This is a genomic window from Acinetobacter sp. Marseille-Q1623, from assembly GCF_902809895.1.
Classification (GTDB): Bacteria; Pseudomonadota; Gammaproteobacteria; order Pseudomonadales; family Moraxellaceae; genus Acinetobacter; species Acinetobacter piscicola_A.
In genome coordinates this window covers 667,427-682,806 of the sequence record NZ_CADDWG010000001.1, presented here as the reverse complement: position 1 = coordinate 682,806, position 15,380 = coordinate 667,427, and the positions used below count along the sequence as shown (strand labels likewise).

Below are 15,380 nucleotides of genomic sequence, written 5' to 3'. Positions count from 1 at the left end.
ATTTATTTCATGATCAATAGATTTAAATGTATAAAGAAAAAGAGCATAAACCCTCGTTTATGCTCTTTTCAAATATTTCAAAACCTTATCTCATTACTTTTCTTTCATTGATCCAACGATAAAGCACAGGTAAAAGCACTAAAGTTAATGCGGTAGATGACAATATTCCACCAATCACGACAGTTGCCAATGGACGTTGTACTTCGGCACCTGTACCCGTTGCCAATGCCATCGGCACAAAACCTAAAGCTGCGACACAAGCCGTCATCAATACAGGGCGTAAACGCATCACTGCACCTTTCCATGTGGCATGATGAATATCAAACTGTTGACGTAATTCTTTAATAAACGTCAACATTACCAAACCATTTAACACAGCTACACCCGATAAAGCAATAAAACCAATCCCTGCCGACATTGATAATGGAATATCTCTGAGCCAAAGTGCAACAAGCCCACCGCATAATGCAAATGGCACACCTGAAAACACTAAAAGACTTTCTTTTATACTGTGGAATACAGCCATTAATAAAATAAAAATCGTGATCAAAGCCAAAGGTACAACCCATTGCATACGTGCTTTTGCTGACATCAGATTTTCAAATTGACCGCCATAATCTAACCAGTAACCACTAGGTAAAGTATCTTTAGCTAACGTGCTCTGTAGTTCCTTGACAAAGGAGCCTAAATCACGCCCTTCTACATTCGCAGTCACCACCACTCGACGTTTGGCATTTTCACGACTGACTTGGTTGATGCCTAAAATATTTTCAACTTTTGCGACATCTTGCAGTTGAATCAAACCACCATTCGGTAGTTGAATTGGAAGTTGTGCCAATTGCTCAGGTGTGCGTTGTGCTTCATCTAAACGCACTACAAAATCAAAGCGTTTGTCTCCTTCTAAAATCATGCCCACACTTTGTCCACCCATACTCATCGCCACTAAGTCTTGAATAGATTTTACAGATAAACCATATTGTGCAGCTTTGGTATGATCGATATCAATATTTAATAAAGGCAGCCCACTGGTTTGTTCAACATTGACGGCTGTTGCCCCTGAAATAGCCCGAACTTTTTGTGCAATACGATTGGCTTCTTGGTTCAAAACTTCTATATCATCACCAAAAATTTTGATTCCGACATCGCTACGTACACCTGAAATCAGCTCATTAAAACGTAGCTCAATTGGCTGTGAAAACTCACTGTTATTTCCAGGTAAAGTGTCCAAAAATACAATCATACGTTGACGTAATTCATCAATGCTTTCTTTTGGATTTGACCATTGATCACGTGGCTTTAATAATAGAACAGCATCGGAAATATTGGGTGGCATGACATCCGTTGCAACTTCTGCTGTTCCTGTTCGGGCAAAAATTGCTTTTATTTCAGGGAATTTTTTTAACAATAATTTTTCTGTATTTTCTTGCATCCGTAAGGACTGCTCTAGCCCTGTACTTGGTGAGCGCATTTGTTGTACTGCAAAATCTCCCTCACTCAGTTGAGGTGCAAACTCGCTTCCAATTTTTGTGGCTAAAACTCCCGTTAAAACTAAAATACATAATGCAACTGTTAAAACAAAACCTCGAAATTCGTACGCCCAATCCAACATTTTTTCATAGCGTGTTTTTAAACCATGCATCCAACGACTTTCTGTTTCTTTTACAGCACCATTAACAAATAATGCCACAGCCGCAGGAACAAAAGTGACGGATAAGATCATTGCACCAAGTAAGGCTAAAACCACCGTCATTGCCATCGGATGAAAGAGTTTTGCCTCAACCCCAGACAAAGCAAAGATCGGTAAATACACAACGAGAATAATCAATTGACCAAAAATTAAAGGACGTCGTGCCTGTTTCGCTGCTAAAAAAACCTCAGTAAAACGTTCGGAACGTGTCAATAAACGCCCTCGATGTTTTTGTGCTTCAGCAAGGCGTCGAATACAGTTTTCGACGATGACCACCGCACCATCCACAATAATCCCGAAATCCAATGCCCCTAAACTCATTAAGTTGGCACTAATTTTTTGTTCTGCCATGCCTGACAAGGTAAACAACATGGATAACGGAATAACACATGCGGTGATTAAAGCTGCACGAATATTTCCCAAAAATAAGAACAAAATGATGATGACTAAGATTGCACCTTCAACCAAATTTTTTTGTACAGTTTTAATGGCACGATCAACCAAATGAGTACGATCATAAACGGTTTCGATGATCACACCTTTGGGTAAACTGCTTTGAATACTTTGTACTTTCGCATCAATCGCTTGGGCAACAGTTCGACTATTTTCTCCCATCATCATCATGGCGATCCCGAGTACAGCTTCTTCGCCATTATAAGTTGCCGCACCTGTGCGTAAGTCGTGCCCAACAAAAACTGTCGCAATATCTGCAACACGAATTGGGTAGCCATTTTTATTGGCGATACTGATATTCTCAATATCACTTAGGCTATTAAGTGTTCCCGGTACACGAACAGTGAGTTGTTGCCCATTTTTTTCAATATAACCTGCACCACGGTTTTCATTATTTTCAGTTAAAGCTGTTTGCAAATCACTTAATGGAATTTGTAATTGCTGCAAACGTGTTAAATCAGGGGTTACAACAAAGGTTTTATTAAAGCCACCAATACTATTAACCTCAGCAACGCCAGCAACTCGCTGTAACTGTGGACGTACTACCCAGTCTTGGATTTCGCGTAAATCCATTGCGCTATAGGGCGTTCCATCTGGTTTTTTTGCATTTGGCTCAGCTTTAATCACCCATTGATAAATTTCACCTAAGCCTGTAGAAATCGGGGACATCGTGGGCTGAATACCGACTGGAATTTCACTTGCAGCTTCTTGTAAACGTTGATTAATCAACTGCCGTGCCCAGTAAATATCTGTTCCATCTTCAAAAATAATGGTGACTTGCGATAAACCATAACGTGAAATCGAACGTGTTTGTTCGAGTTTTGGCAAACCTGACATCGCATTTTCAATCGGATAGGTAATGCGTTGCTCAGTTTCTAAAGCCGTAAAACCATTGGCTTGGGTATTAATTTGCACTTGCGTATTGGTAATATCAGGAACAGCATCGATGGGTAATTTTTGATAGCTATAAATTCCTACACCCATCCACGCCACCACAAAGAGCATGACCCAAATCGCATTTTGAATAGAAAACTGAATAATACGGTCAAACCAGCCTTCGGGCTTGGGTAAATGATGTTCGTTTTGAGGCGAGTTAGTGTTCATGGGTCGCCTCTCCTTTTTCTAATTCTGATTTTAGTAAGAAACTCCCTTGCGCTGCGTATTGCTGTCCGACATTAACGCCAGAAATTACACTGACCCATTCAGGATCATCAATTTCAGTATTTAATTGTACAGGCTGGGCGCTAAACTCGATTTTTTGATCATGATTTTTCGCAATAAATACAACACTTTGTCCATCAACTTGCTGTATTGCACTTTTTTGGATACGAATGCCTTGTGTCGTGCCTTGTTCTAATAAAATATTGACCATTAAATTTGGCTTCAACTCTGCCGACTGTGACAAAACTTTAGCTCTGACTTGTAAACGTCCTGTTTGTGCATCTGCTTCAGTATTTAAACTTTGCACTTCTGCTTGAAAATGATTGCCTGACTGTAATGATTTAAAGTTAATTTTTCGGTTTGGACTAAAATGTTGTACATCGGCATGCGGTACAATAAATTCGAGCCATAATTGATTCAACTGATCAATCACAAAAAGCTGATCTGCCAGTTGTACATTTTCACCCACGACCAAATCTTTTTTACTAATCACGCCTGAAATAGGTGCTTTAAGCTGATATTGCCCACGACTGGAACTCGCCGCACCAAAAGCACTTAAACGAGATTGAGCTGCTTGTACTTGAATTTGTGCTTGTTGATAGGCGTTATATGCACGTTGATAATCTTGTTTAGCAGAAATACCTTGCTGCCAAAGTTGACGTTCACGCTCATAATCTTGTTTTGCTAATTGTAAATTGGCTTGCTCTAATTTTAAGTTAGCTTGTTGGTCGACCAAATCGGGAACAAGTAAAGTTGCCAACACTTGCCCTTTCTGAACAGATTGTCCTAACTGCACATAAACTGCTTCAACATGACCACTAAAATTAGGTGAAACATGGGCTTGTTGGTCGGTATTCACGGTCAATTTTGCAGGATAAGTGACTGACTTGGTCACACTGCCTTGTTCAACTTTGGCTAATTGAATCCCTTGTTCAACCACTTGTTGTGCAGTTAAAGTAATACTTTCAGCATGTCCTTCTTCTGCATGTTCACCCTCTTTATGTGCATGCCCTTCCTCACCTTCTTCATGTGCATGTTCTTTTTCGTCTGCATGTGACTCATCTGCACCATGCCCATGTTCATCTGTTTTGGCTTGATCTTTCGTCCACCAAATCAATGCCGCGGCTAAAATTGCAGTAATGATGACCGCAATGAGGATCAAAATAGACTGAGAAACTTTTCCTGATTGTGTATTTAAATCTAATTTTTGTTTGATCACTTTAGTTTCCCCCTACCGTTGGCAATGACTGAATATTGTCCCAAAGACTTTGATTGATTCCAGCTAAGCTATCATTTGACATGACAGCACTGGGTTCTAAACCAAGACTTAAGCTTTCAGCTGTGATCGCGTTTTGCCATGCGCGTTTTAACAATTCAACTTTACGTTGACGAATCTCTTGCAGTTGCAAAGTCGCTTGCTGTACATCTGTTAAAGCAAATTTTCCTGCACTAAATCCAAGTAGAGTTTTTTGCTGTACTTCAGTGGCAAGCACAAGTTGAGTGTGTTCAATCTCTTTAAACTGCACTTCTAAACCTTGTAATTCGGTCAATAAAGTCCCAATGCGTAAGGCATTTTGCTGTGTATAAAAAGACTGTTGTTGGGTAAGGGCCTCTTGTTTTTGTTGTTGAACCTGCACGCGATATTGTTGACGATCAAAAATATTAAGTGGCAGACTTAACCCTAACATCATTTGATTTTCACTTGAATTTTCAGGTGATTTACTACGATTCACACCAAAACTGACTGTGGGATTTGGACGACTGACTGCCTTACTTTGTGCTATTTGCGCATTGGAGATTTTTAGCTGTAATTGACGAGATTTTTCAATATAATTTTCTGTCAAGTAACGCTGAACATTGTCATGACTTGCACTCGGCCACAACAATGATGGACGCATTGTTACACTTAATGTTTTATCTGACTCACCCCACACACTGGACAGTTGTTGCTGTGCCAATTGAACTTGTAAATCCGCTTGTTTAAATAAACGTATATTTTCACTATGGCTGAGTTTTGCACGCTTTAAATCAACTTCTGCGACACTGCCTGCTTGAAACCTTTTTTGAATCGCATTGACATTTGCCTCACTGACACTCAATTGAGCTTGTGTAATCTGCTTTTCTAACTCAGCAATCGCCAATTGTGACCATAGATATTTTACTGCGAGTTCGAGTTGTGCCTGATAAATCTGCTGCTGTAATGCACTTTGATCTTGTGCCAATACCGCCAGTTGACGATTGGCTTTTCTGACACCAAACACATCCAGTTCTTGTGAAATACCAATGGATAACTCTTGTTCTTGATGAGAATCAAAACCTGTTTGTTCTATACTCAGCTCAGGGTTTTTCCATAACTGACTTTGCTTCACATTGGCAGTATCAATATTGTTTTGTATCGTCCAAATATGCTGTGATGCTTGATACGCCTGTGTCTTTTCAAGTGCTTGCTCCAATGAAATTGGTGCCGCATTGACCCACGAGCCGAGTGTAAATAAAGCGACACTACAAGCAATATATTTAAGCCTAAAGCATTGCTGTGCAACAACATGTGATTGTTGTTGAAAATATTTTTTTGACATGAACATGCCCCACTTTTAAAAATAAAGAAAAGTGGTGGGCTGTTTGCGACTACCCCACCTGTAGTGGGGCTAAAATTGGAGGCGGGTTATTTAATGTCAGATCAGGCGATTGATAAAAATTATACCAAGGCAATGCATTGACTAATGCAACGATTTGGCGATTTAAAAATATAAAATAGTCTTGTTCTTCGACCAAAATCAGGGCATTAAATGAGGGTAAATGATCTTGATGATCATCCTCTAAAAATGAAAAATCACTTGAAAGATGACTAGGTGCATGTGAGATTTTAAATTCACTTTGACAAAACTGAGTCATTTGATGATGACCAAAATGTTGCGTTGAACTCTGGCTGAATGTCATTTCTTCATGCACGCAAAATGCTGCCGCAACATTCCAAAGACTTTGGAACGTCAACAAAGCAAAGAGCAATGTAATCCAACCACTTCGTTTCAACATTTTTAGATCAATGTACCTATAAACCGCTATAGCATAGCGAAATTTGCTTTGTTATAAAATTACAAATGTGAAATTAGCTCACCTTTAAATACAAATGAACACTTTACATCTATTCAAAGACTTCATGATGAGAGATATTTTATCAATCTAAATCTTTACAAAAAATACCAGCCATCAAGACTGGTATTTTTTATACAAAAACTGCATTAAGGCTTTTCACCATTTGCTAGGCGCTGCTCAATTGCATCTAATACCGCAGGCAGATCAGCAATACTATCAATGACATAATGTGCACCTGAAGCATTCATTTTTGCATAGGCTTTTTCTTTTAAGTTTGCTTGTTCAGATGCAGAAAGCGCTGACCACTCATCAAAACTTAAGCCGACTTCATTGCCGCTGACTGCCAAACCCACCGTCCAGCAACCAGCATTCAAACCTTCTTCAATCCCCACCACAGTATCATCAACTTTCACGACTGTTTTAATATCAGAAACATCAAGTTCAATAAGGTTTTTCCAGAGCATTTCAGGATATGGACGACCATGCTTTACATCACTTGCGGTAATAATACAATCAGGTACATAACCTTGATCAGCAGCATCTTGAACTAACTGACCAATCATCATCGATGCATAACCTGTGTTACTGCCAATTTTTGCACCACGTGCACGAATATCTGCAAATGCTTCCAATGCACCCGGAATCAATTGTGAACATTGTGGAATGGTTTTTAATTGGTATGGAATAAAGTCTTGATATAAGCGGTCGATATCCGCCACTGTCACTTCTGCGCCATGTGCCTGTTGCCATGCGTCTGCAACACGTGGCATTTTTAACACAGCAGCAATATGATCACGTTTTTCTAAACCCATGGGCGCACGTGCTTCTTCAATTGAAATTTCAACTTTATTGTCTGCAAATAATGCCATAAATGCCAAAATTGGTGCGCGTGATCCGAAATCTACCGTTGTACCTGCCCAATCAAAAACAACGGCTTGTAATAATGAATTTGAAGTGTTCATAAGTTTGTCCTAAAAGTTTATGTCTTAAATTGATCAATAAATAAGTAAAAAATAAAATTAAGCCTGACGATATTGCTCAACTGCATTTAAAAGTCTTTCAATATCATCTAGATAAACCTCACCAATATTGCCAATACGGAAACAGTTTAAATCGGTGACTTTACCTGGATAGATTACAAACCCTGCTTGTTTCAGATTTTCATACAAGGCTTGAAAGCTAAAATCTGCTTCATTTGGATATAAAAATGTGGTGATAATCGGTGATTGAGGTTGGTTTGAATCTAAGACCAATTCAAAGCCCAATGCCTGCATGCCTGCGGCCAAGCGCTGTTGATTATTTGTGTAACGTTGATAACGTGCAGCCACACCACCTTCTTGTTCAAGTTCTAAAAGTGCTTGATAAAATGCACGTACCACATGTGTAGGTGATGTAAAGCGCCATTTTCCATCATGCTGTTGCATGGTGTTCCATTGATCATATAAGTCTAAACTGACTGAACGCGCCAAGCCTTTACATGATTGTAATTGTTCATTTTTTGCAATAATAAAACCAAATCCTGGTACACCTTGAATACACTTGTTGGCACTGGAAATTAAAAAGTCGATCTCTAAATCTGCAATATCCATCGGCACGCCTCCGAATGAACTCATCGCATCTACGATCCACACTTTATTTTTCGCTTTGACAATTTTACCAATTTCTTGAATCGGGTTAAGTAAACCTGTCGTGGTTTCACAATGCACACACGACACATGTGTGATGCTGTCATCTTCGAGTGCTTTTTCAATGTCTGCTAAATTTGGAATTTGTGTTTCAGTATATGCCAATTCCACCACATCAATTTTTAAACAACGCGCCATTTGCACCATACGTGCGCCATAAGCACCGTTATTGATAATTAAAATTTTGCCATTGTGTGGAATAGCGGAACCTAAAACCGCTTCAACTGAAAAACTGCCACTGCCTTGCATCAATACTGCGCTATATTTTTCAGTATGTTGTGTTGCCAACGTCACCAAACGGTGACGAATGTCTTGCACCAATGCGTTATATTCTTTGTCCCACGTACACCAATCTCGCTGCATGACACGGCGGACACTTGCAGATGTCGACAATGGTCCTGGTGTTAATAATAAATATTTATTTTCCAACTCAATATGTGCATTCATTTTGCTTAACCTTTGTTCAATTCAATACAGCATAATAAAATCTGGTTTAAACCAGATTACAAAACATAATTTTCTAACATTTCTTTCATAAATCCTGCACCTGTGGTCATGCCCTTACCTGCAATCGCACTCACCAAGAAAATATTTGGCTCAGCCTCTGTCACACATGCCAATTCAGTAGGATGCGTGAGATAATAACCATTCCAACGTGACTCAATTTCAGGCAGTTCTAAACCAATATTTTCTTTACAATATTGCAAAATAAATTGGTTAATTTCTTCGCGTTGATTAAATTGTGGCGTTTCATCAAGCGGGTAATATTCATGGCTATCGCCCAAAATGAGTTGTCCAAATTGATTTTGCTTGATCAAAATATGAATACCGTATTTTTCGACTAAGCCTGTTTGTGATTGATTTTTTAACTCTTGATGACTTGGGCAAATTTCAAAAGCAGGATAACGAGAGATTGATAAACCTGAATAAATTGAAGCATTCAAAGTGACTTTTAAGGGTTTTGTCATCGCCATTTGCAAAGTACAACGCAATAACCCTTTTTGTTGTAATAGATCGGGATAAAGTAATTGAGTCACTTCACCATGACAGATTAAAACTTTATTTGCTGTGAATGTTTGCCCTGTTGCCAAACGAATGTGTGCTGTGCCTTGTAAAGATTGGGTCTGTAGCACACAAGCATTGCACTGAATGTGTACCCCAAGCTTTTCTGCATATTGCAATAAACATAGCCCGACCAAATGTGGTTCAACTGAATAATCCTCATGAAATAGCATGCCACCACGTAGCGTTGTTTCAGGATTTAAATAAAGATATTGATCAAACAGTTGCTGTTTAGATAATAAGGTCACAGGAATCTGATAATTTGGTGCTGCCTGTGCAAACTCGTTTAAAACTTGCCATTCTAGTTCCGTATTTGCCACATATAAACCATCACGTTGTTGAAATGAAATATCGGTTTGTGCCTGAATCCGTTGATAAAATTCACGAGTTGCTAAAGCATATTCACGCCATTTTGCATCTGGGCGGCTCAGTGTTGATGTCCCCACCATGCCAAAGTTACGCCGTGTTGCGCCAACGGGTTGTGCATCTTTTTCAAAGACTTGTACTTTTAGTCCTTGCTCTGCTGCTTGAATTGCAGCTGATAATCCTAAAATGCCTGCACCGACAATAATTAAGTCAAATTGTGCTGTATTCATGCTACTTTTCACCTTATTTACTTTTTTCAGGACGCAAAATCCCAAGCGCCTAAAAACAAGCGTTTAATTCATTGCAAATGGTTTAAAAAATTTAAGAGTTAATGTTGAATGATCAGTCTATGATCAGTGGCTTTGTTCACGCCATCGCTGAGTTGACGCCATCATTTTTCGAGTGAATAACCAATGCACCAACTTAACAGCACATGATGTAAGTAAAATCAAAATACTCATCGCAACCGCTGCCACGGTATCACCCGCATCATCCATATTCAGCACCGCCACTGAAGCCAAGTTGGTATCAGGCGAGTACAGAAAAATTGCTGCGGAAACAGTGGTCATAGCATTGACAAATAAATACACCGATACATCACATAAAGCAGGAAAAGTCAGTGGTAAATACACTTTATGAAACATTTTCCAATGTGAAGTCCCCAAGCTTTGTGCAGCATGATCAAGCTGTGTCGGAATTTGTTTAATGGCATTACTCAAAGTCAAATGTGGCACAGTGTAATAATGAATAATGGTTGAAATCACCAATAACATCATGCTGCCATATAGCCATGACAATGGGTTTTCAGGTGTATTAAAAAATAAGATATAGGCAATTCCGAGTACCAAACCAGGTACAGCCAAAGGCAATAGCACCAATATTTGTACATAATTTTTTAACATCGGATGACTTTTAAAACGCTCCGTAAACAGAGCAATGATGAAGATTAAAATCGTCCCGACTACAGTGCTTAACAATGCCAATTTAATCGAATTAAAATAACTCGCCCAACCACCGCCATCAACATAATCAAAACGGTAATGGCTGAGTGTTAAAGACAAATCATATGGCCAATAGCGAATAAAAGATGCCAAAACTGCGGTCACAATAATCAGCACAATGCCGCCAGAAATCAAACTACAAAACACCATTAAAGCTTTTTCAAGTGTAGGATGACTGTGCATACGATAAGGTTGGATTTGAAAATTTTGATAACGTTCTTGACGGCGACTTTGGTAACGATCAAAAATAAATGCCAACACCGCAGGACATAACAATAAAATTGAAATCACTGCGCCCATATTCATATTTTGTTGACCAATGATCTGTTTATAAACATCCAAAGCCATCATATTAAATGAGCCACCAATGACTTTAGGAATACCAAAATCGGTAATGACATAAGTAAATGCCACCAAACAGGCACTGACCAAACCATAACGGATCGCAGGTAAAGTCACCGCCCTATGTGTTTGCCACGTATTTTTGCCTAAAGAATGCGATGCCTCAATTAAACGCTGATCAATATTGCGAAATGCGCCCATCATTAACATGACCATGGCAGGAAATAACCAAAAGCAATAGCTGATTAAAATACCAAGCGGACCATAAATTTCGACATCACCTAAAATACCTTTCAAAACACCTTGTTGCCCAAATAAATACACCAATGCCAAGGAGGGTAAAATAGAGGGTGCAAGAATTGGTAAAAATGCCACGGTTTTAAAAAAAGCTTTGCCGCGAATATTACAATTGGTCAATGCAAAAGCATAAACACTTGCCAAGCTGACTGTGATCAACATCGCCGTCAAGGACACCCATATTGAATTATAAATGGATGACATTAAGGCAGGATTGGCAAAATATTGAATAAAATTTTCTAAGCCTACAAATTGTCGTTGTTCATTTAAAAATGCACTTTGCATCAGCATGAATAACGGTGCAATTAAGCTTAAAGTCAATAAAATAGCAGCAACCGCAAGCACCATACTTGAACGCAAGGAATAACGAGAACGCTGTGCTGTTTGACTTTTTAACAAAGCATCTGCCGCAGATTGATTTAACATCTTGCATGCCCTCGTGAATCAAACACATGTAAAGCATGCATAGGCACATATAAATACATATCATCTGCGATCGCTGCCATGTGCTGATGATCAATATCGACCTGAATGACAGTCGCTTTTTCTTGTAAATTTTGGTTTTTTAACTCACAAAATAAACGACGCTTTGCCCCTAAAAACTCCATATTTAATATACGAATGGGCAATTTTAAACCTGTCGCTTGCTGCTGCAAATCAGTAAGATCGTGCTGTGTAAATAACGTTATATTTTCAGGTCGAAATGCAATTTCAAAATGTTCACCTTGAGCACATGTTAAATGTGGAAACTCCAGTACATCTTGCGCTGCAATTTTTAAACAATGTACATCTACTGCTACTGCCTGCATAAAATTCATACTGCCAATAAACTGCGCCACGAAACGCGTTTGTGGTTTGTAATAAATATTATGTGGCGTATCCAGTTGTTCAATCACACCTTTATTCATCACTGCGACACGGTCAGAAATACTCAAAGCTTCCTCTTGATCATGTGTCACCATAATGGCAGGTAGATTCAACCGCCGTTGAATATTTCGAATTTTTTGACGTAAGTTTAAACGTACCAAGGCATCCAAAGCAGACAAAGGCTCATCCAACAATAACAAATCAGGTTTTGGTGCAATCGCGCGTGCTAAAGCAACACGCTGTTGCTGCCCACCTGACAATTGATTGGGATACTTCTCAGCGATGTTTGGCAACTCAATCAAATCGAGCAGTTCAGTGATCCGTGCCTGAATTTGCGGTTTAGACCATTGTTTTTTATGCAAACCAAATGCAATATTTTCCGCGACTGTTAAGTTTGGAAATAACGCATAATTTTGAAATACAATGCCACATTTACGTTTTGCCGTATTAAAATGAGTAATATCAATCTCTTGCTTAATGACTTTGCCATAATCAGGCTGTTCTAGCCCCGCAATAATGCGTAATAATGTGGTTTTCCCACAGCCCGAAGGTCCTAAAAAACTAACAAATTCACCTGCTTTTAAATCTAAATTAATATGTTCTAAAACTCTGGTTTTCCCAAAAGATTTCTGAATATCAACCGCTTCAAGCACTGTTTTTGATTCTGTCATTTTAAATGTTCTAAGCGTTGCAAGCAGATGTCCTGCTGTGTTTGGCATAACATGCCCTGTTTGACTCTTTTGTAAATGCGATGGGATTTGCATATTGCACCTAAGACTGAAGACCTTATTTTGTATCAATGGTTCAATTACTTTTCAAATTGTGCTGACCATTGTTTTAGAATGGATTCACGTTGCTCGGCTGCCCAATAAAAATCATTTTTCACCAACTGCTGAGCAAGATTTTTAGGGAAATCTTGGTTTTGACTTTGCACATTTTTATGCGCAACCATGGAGAAATTTTGTGCATAGGCTTCATTTGCGGCTTGGCTCACTGTCCAATCCATAAATTTTTCTGCACTGCTGCGGTTTTTCGTCCCTTTCACAATCGCTGAAGCTTCCATTTCCCAACCTAAACCTTCTGTAGGATAAATAATTGCTAAAGGTGCGCCGCGTGATTTCAGCTTAAAGCCTGGATAACCAAATGAAATTCCGATGACCGCTTCACCTTGTGCAGCCATTTTGCAAGGCTTAGAGCCTGAATGTACATATTGGGAAATATTTTTATCGAGCGCTTGCATATAGTGCCACGCTTGTTTTTCACCGAAAATTTGCATCCATGCAGTTACATCTAAATAACCTGTCCCACTTGATGCAGGATTTGGCATGACGATTAAACCTTTATAGATCGGTTTGGTTAAATCTTGCCATGTATATGGAATTGGTAATTTTTTCTTGGCAAGCTCAACAGTATTAACACATACTGCCGACTCCCAAGCGGTCATTCCTGTCCATGTTGGAATCTCTTTTTGACTATAAAAATCTGTTTTTAATTGTTCGACATTTTTAGGGCGATAAGGCTGTAATAAGTCATTTTTTTCCATAACCAATAAACTGGTCAATGCCAAACCCATGACCACATCAGCTTGCGGATTTTTCTGCTCGGCTAATAATTTAGCCGTAATAACACCTGTAGAATCGCGCACCCATTTTACTTTTAATTCGGGATGTGCCTTGCGTAATTCCCATTGATAACGCTTAAGCTGATCCGCTTCCACTGCGGTATAAACGGTAATTTGCTCAACCTCATTTGAGCTTGATGAGGTAGTACAAGCAACCGACAAACACGCTGCTGTAAGACTCATCGTTAAGCTAAAAAACTTTTTTTGATGCTGTTTGAAATACTGAATCATGTGACATTCCTAACGAATGCTGCTTCTTGATAATACGTATTTCAACAAAAGTTTATGACATTTTAATTAATCTGGTTTAAACCAGATTAATTATTTTATATATTATTCTGATGCTTCAAAATGCAAATCAAGCACATCATGTAACCAATATTCTTGATCGACATCCGTAATTACACCATTTTGATCACAATTGGTACGGCAAATATATAAGCCCATACTGCCGACATTGACATGCAAAGCTTTTGCTTGCTGCTCTGAAAATGCGGTTGGATATAGGTTAATATGCGCACGTGTTAATTGACGCTGATAATGTTCAGCCATCAAGATGGTGATTGAATCTTCTAATGATTGTGTTAAAAAATCAGGAAATAAACGCGCATTTATACGCAAATGCTCAACAACAACAGGACGACCATTAATACTACGTCGACGCCAAATGGAATAGATCTCATCACCAACTGCGATATTTAAATGAGTTGCATCCCACTGTGTTGCTGATAGTAACTCTGCTGAAATCAATTCAGTGCTCGGTATGCCGCCTTGCTCTGTCACATATTGGTTAAAACTTTTAGTTGATTGTGGACGATAAATAATTCGTGGTGCACGTACAAACCAACCACGGCGGTCTAAACGATAAATTAAACCATCCATTTCTAAGGCTAAAAGTGCTTCCCGAACTGCAACACGTGTCGTTACAAACTGTTCAGAAAGCACACGTTCAGAAGTGAGTTTAGTATTAGCAGTTAATTGCCCAGACTCAATTTCATGGGCAATCGCATCTCGAATGGCAATGTACTTAGGAATACGTGCAGCAGTGTTTTCACGAACAGACATAAACATTTATTTTTTGAAAATTTCTTCTAATATACTCAAATATCATGTCCAAGCGATGAAATTCTCAAAATATTTATTTTAGATTTTAAGGCTATAGTGAATATAAAAATTAATACATCCCCATCGTGAGATCATCACGTTTAAAACTTTGATTAAATACATCTACAATCCGTTGTAGTTGCAATTCATCTTGCGTTGGCACCACCAACCAATGCGGATTTTCTCGAAAAATAACCAATAATGACAATTGTTTTTGCTCAGCAAAAAGCTTGATTTGATCAAATAAGATTGCTTCAACTTTTTGTTGCTGTACTTCAATATCACCTGCATCTTCATCTTCGTCTTCATATTCAAATGACTCAAAAAAGATATCAATCTCATTTTCAATCGCTTGATTTAAAGCTTCTGCATCCACTTGTTTTTGTTGAAATACAGTACTTTCATTAATACCATTGTCCTCATATTCTTTGATTTCAACATATTGAATAAACGAATGATCTTGATTGAGCCAATCTCTAAACGTAGTAAATTCAGTTAGATCATCGGGTAAATCTTGCTGTTTTAATTCAGGAAAAACCTCTTGAAAAATTTCATAAATATTTTGAGTCATATTTTTAAGCTTCAGTTTGTTATAAAAATGAAAGATGAATTAAACAAAATTATTTCTTAAATACCAT

General features: G+C 38.6%; 12 protein-coding genes. All 12 read right to left on the bottom strand.

Annotated elements, in window-relative coordinates:
* Positions 1-85: 85 nt before the first annotated feature.
* Positions 86-3,244 (bottom strand): efflux RND transporter permease subunit, encoded by a 3,159-nt coding sequence (locus HUV91_RS03155; RefSeq protein ID WP_174492498.1) that lies wholly within the window; start codon positions 3,242-3,244, stop codon positions 86-88.
* On the bottom strand, positions 3,234-4,520 hold the full coding sequence (locus tag HUV91_RS03150; protein ID WP_174492497.1) for an efflux RND transporter periplasmic adaptor subunit: 1,287 nt from the start codon (positions 4,518-4,520) through the stop codon (positions 3,234-3,236). Before HUV91_RS03150 ends, HUV91_RS03155 begins: the two co-directional genes overlap by 11 nt.
* Position 4,521: 1 nt before the next feature.
* Entirely contained in the window at positions 4,522-5,880 is a 1,359-nt protein-coding gene (locus HUV91_RS03145; protein ID WP_174492496.1) for a TolC family protein, read from the bottom strand.
* A 49-nt stretch (positions 5,881-5,929) separates the two neighbouring features.
* Complete coding sequence (locus HUV91_RS03140; RefSeq protein ID WP_174492495.1) at positions 5,930-6,337, bottom strand: cation efflux protein, CzcI-like; 408 nt, start codon at positions 6,335-6,337, stop codon at positions 5,930-5,932.
* Positions 6,338-6,543: 206 nt separating this feature from the next.
* Positions 6,544-7,359: a phosphonoacetaldehyde hydrolase gene (gene phnX, locus HUV91_RS03135; RefSeq protein ID WP_174492494.1), complete on the bottom strand. Its 816-nt coding sequence runs from the start codon at positions 7,357-7,359 to the stop codon at positions 6,544-6,546.
* A gap of 57 nt (positions 7,360-7,416) precedes the next feature.
* Positions 7,417-8,529, bottom strand: a complete 1,113-nt coding sequence (gene phnW, locus HUV91_RS03130; RefSeq protein WP_174492493.1) for a 2-aminoethylphosphonate--pyruvate transaminase — start codon at positions 8,527-8,529, stop codon at positions 7,417-7,419.
* Between the two features lie 56 nt (positions 8,530-8,585).
* Positions 8,586-9,740, bottom strand: coding sequence for a TIGR03364 family FAD-dependent oxidoreductase (locus tag HUV91_RS03125; protein ID WP_174492492.1), 1,155 nt, complete (start codon positions 9,738-9,740; stop codon positions 8,586-8,588).
* A gap of 123 nt (positions 9,741-9,863) precedes the next feature.
* Positions 9,864-11,576 (bottom strand): putative 2-aminoethylphosphonate ABC transporter permease subunit, encoded by a 1,713-nt coding sequence (locus HUV91_RS03120; RefSeq protein ID WP_174492491.1) that lies wholly within the window; start codon positions 11,574-11,576, stop codon positions 9,864-9,866.
* The gene (locus HUV91_RS03115; RefSeq protein WP_174492490.1) at positions 11,570-12,781 is read right to left on the bottom strand and encodes an ABC transporter ATP-binding protein; all 1,212 of its coding nucleotides are present in this window, start codon (positions 12,779-12,781) and stop codon (positions 11,570-11,572) included. Before HUV91_RS03115 ends, HUV91_RS03120 begins: the two co-directional genes overlap by 7 nt.
* Before the next feature lie 44 nt (positions 12,782-12,825).
* A complete protein-coding gene (locus HUV91_RS03110; RefSeq protein ID WP_416377015.1) occupies positions 12,826-13,821 on the bottom strand; it encodes a putative 2-aminoethylphosphonate ABC transporter substrate-binding protein in 996 nt (331 codons plus the stop codon).
* A gap of 150 nt (positions 13,822-13,971) precedes the next feature.
* Positions 13,972-14,709: a UTRA domain-containing protein gene (locus HUV91_RS03105; protein ID WP_416377004.1), complete on the bottom strand. Its 738-nt coding sequence runs from the start codon at positions 14,707-14,709 to the stop codon at positions 13,972-13,974.
* A 103-nt stretch (positions 14,710-14,812) separates the two neighbouring features.
* The gene (locus HUV91_RS03100; protein ID WP_174492487.1) at positions 14,813-15,313 is read right to left on the bottom strand and encodes a hypothetical protein; all 501 of its coding nucleotides are present in this window, start codon (positions 15,311-15,313) and stop codon (positions 14,813-14,815) included.
* Between the last annotated feature and the right edge of the window lie 67 nt (positions 15,314-15,380).

Excerpts from the sequence above, each read along its gene's own strand:
- HUV91_RS03155 (WP_174492498.1), bottom strand. The coding sequence starts at position 3,244 with ATGAACACTAACTCGCCTCAAAACGAACATCATTTACCCAAGCCCGAA.
- HUV91_RS03145 (WP_174492496.1), bottom strand. The coding sequence starts at position 5,880 with ATGTCAAAAAAATATTTTCAACAACAATCACATGTTGTTGCACAGCAA.
- HUV91_RS03140 (WP_174492495.1), bottom strand. The coding sequence starts at position 6,337 with ATGTTGAAACGAAGTGGTTGGATTACATTGCTCTTTGCTTTGTTGACG.
- phnX (WP_174492494.1), bottom strand. The coding sequence starts at position 7,359 with ATGAACACTTCAAATTCATTATTACAAGCCGTTGTTTTTGATTGGGCA.
- phnW (WP_174492493.1), bottom strand. The coding sequence starts at position 8,529 with ATGAATGCACATATTGAGTTGGAAAATAAATATTTATTATTAACACCA.
- HUV91_RS03125 (WP_174492492.1), bottom strand. The coding sequence starts at position 9,740 with ATGAATACAGCACAATTTGACTTAATTATTGTCGGTGCAGGCATTTTA.
- HUV91_RS03120 (WP_174492491.1), bottom strand. The coding sequence starts at position 11,576 with ATGTTAAATCAATCTGCGGCAGATGCTTTGTTAAAAAGTCAAACAGCA.
- HUV91_RS03115 (WP_174492490.1), bottom strand. The coding sequence starts at position 12,781 with ATGCAAATCCCATCGCATTTACAAAAGAGTCAAACAGGGCATGTTATG.
- HUV91_RS03110 (WP_416377015.1), bottom strand. The coding sequence starts at position 13,821 with ATGAGTCTTACAGCAGCGTGTTTGTCGGTTGCTTGTACTACCTCATCA.
- HUV91_RS03105 (WP_416377004.1), bottom strand. The coding sequence starts at position 14,709 with ATGTTTATGTCTGTTCGTGAAAACACTGCTGCACGTATTCCTAAGTAC.
- HUV91_RS03100 (WP_174492487.1), bottom strand. The coding sequence starts at position 15,313 with ATGACTCAAAATATTTATGAAATTTTTCAAGAGGTTTTTCCTGAATTA.